The following is a 1,931-nucleotide window of genomic DNA, read 5'->3' as shown; positions in this document are numbered from 1 at the left end:
TTGCGAGTTTCGGCATTCACTTGCTCAGTCGTGCCGGAACTGCCTCGCTTAGGCTCCTTGGTCCGGCCTACGCCGAACCGACCACGATCAGCGGAATTGTCGTTATACCGAATCACTTCTATGTACCTGCTTAGTAGTTGGTCGGTTCTCAACACGAGGAGACTCGATTTTGCCCGAACTCCAGGCTTCGATAAGTAGTGTTGCGGCGATCTGGCAAAGTGGGCTTCGTCCCACTCGCGGTCTTGAAATTCACGACCCACCCGGGCGATTCACTCAACGTGTTACCCGTGTCAAGTGAATCTTCGTGGTGTTGAATTTCGGTCGCAACTCAGCTGCTTGGTTAGCTCCAAGATGGCGGAGCTGTGTCATTGAGCGGACTGAGGTACAGCGTCTCGGCGCCGCGTCGCGCTTTCGCTTTGGGACGTAAAATGTCCGCAGCGGCTGCGAGCAAATCACGACGGCTGATCTGTCCCAAGAGACGACCAGATTCAACCACGGGAAGTCGCCGGTAGGGTGTGCTTAGAAAGATCTGTGCGATGTTTAGCAAATCATCCGAGGTGGTCACGGTTCTGGCGTTGCGATCCATGTAGTCATCAACGAACTTTTGTTCCGTCATGTTGTCGGTCAGCTCAGTCGCTAGCTGATGTTCACACTTGATCACATCGCGGCGGCTGACCTGACCGATCAGTTTCTTGTTCTCGAGTACCGGTAATCGGCGATACGGGGTTTGTTGGAATTTGTGTGCGATTTCCAACAACGTGTCATTCTTGTGGATGATTCGTCGATCGTCGGTGTTCATGTAGGCGTCAACACTCGTCCCAGGCAGCTGGTCGTAAGCGGCGGCGATTAAGACTCGCATCGCCGTTTTCTCGGAGAAGATTCCCAAGAACTCACCTTGGTCGTTCAACACCGGGGCACCCGAAATATGCCTCGCCAGGATTTGATCGATGGCTTCGAACACATCAATCTTGGGCGTCAGGGTGATCAACGACGAGACCATGAACTCGTCAACGGTAGGAATGTGTAGACGAGATTGACTGGACCGTTCGACCGCATCATCGAGTGCGTTCATGCAGCATTTCTCTGAGAAGACACCCAGATAATTGGCACCCGCTTCGGTCACCGGGGCTCCGGATATGTTGTCCCTAAATAGCTTCGCAACGCCATCCATCACGGGAGTTTTGGGAGTGAGCGTTACCAGCTTAGTACGCATGAACTCGTTAGCCGTTTTGACTTCCCAAACCATGTTATTCTCCTACGAGTCACTGGACAGCAATCAAAGAATGCATCCTTGACAGCGGAATTCGATACCACGGACACACTAAGCCAAGTTAAGTCAGCGGTCGCGCTGAGTCAATCTTTTGGCAATGGAACCTCTGTTTCTGGGCGATAAGTCTTTAAGAGGCGATGAACCGATGGCACAAACTTTGTGATCTATCGCACAAGCCGCCGTTGAAGAATCAGAAGGCGGCGAATCGGACGGACCGATTTTTTACCCTCCAAGACCTTGAGCAAGCGTTCGTCAATACGATTCGTTGGTCGTTTCGGTGACGCTGCGAGACCCAATCCAACTTTGCGGATGGCGTGAATCAGCGCGGTGTTTCGCATGATTGCGTAAGCTTTCTTGGGGCGGCGTGACGATGGTAAAACACCCTTGCCTGTCACCTTGTTCTGGGCGGGCAAAACTCAGGATGCAGTGCCTCGCTTGCCAAGCAATCTCATCACATCGATTGAATTCCGACGAGGTCAACCAAGCGATTAGATCGTTTAGCCGATTCGCGATCGATTGCCTCCCATTGGGATCTAGCGAAGTTGCCTCCTGTCGGCTCGTCGCTCAGTCTCGGCCCTCAAGAGCGTGGAACGCAAATGCCGCTATCGGGTAGCGGACGTCTCCGCGTCAATTCAGCGAGCTTAAGCAGGTCTGCAGGAAT

1 protein-coding gene is annotated in these 1,931 nt (G+C 53.0%); it reads right to left on the bottom strand.

The features are described from left to right. Positions 1 to 340 precede the first annotated feature (340 nt). Entirely contained in the window at positions 341 to 1,246 is a 906-nt protein-coding gene (locus tag NB063_RS26355; protein ID WP_250932043.1) for a CBS domain-containing protein, read from the bottom strand. Between the last annotated feature and the right edge of the window lie 685 nt (positions 1,247 to 1,931).

It is taken from the genome of Aporhodopirellula aestuarii (assembly GCF_023701485.1).
GTDB lineage: Bacteria > Planctomycetota > Planctomycetia > Pirellulales > Pirellulaceae > Rhodopirellula > Rhodopirellula aestuarii.
This window is presented reverse-complemented; position numbering and strand designations above follow the sequence as displayed.

Coding starts and splice junctions, on each gene's coding strand:
- NB063_RS26355 (WP_250932043.1), bottom strand. CDS start 1,246: ATGGTTTGGGAAGTCAAAACGGCTAACGAGTTCATGCGTACTAAGCTG.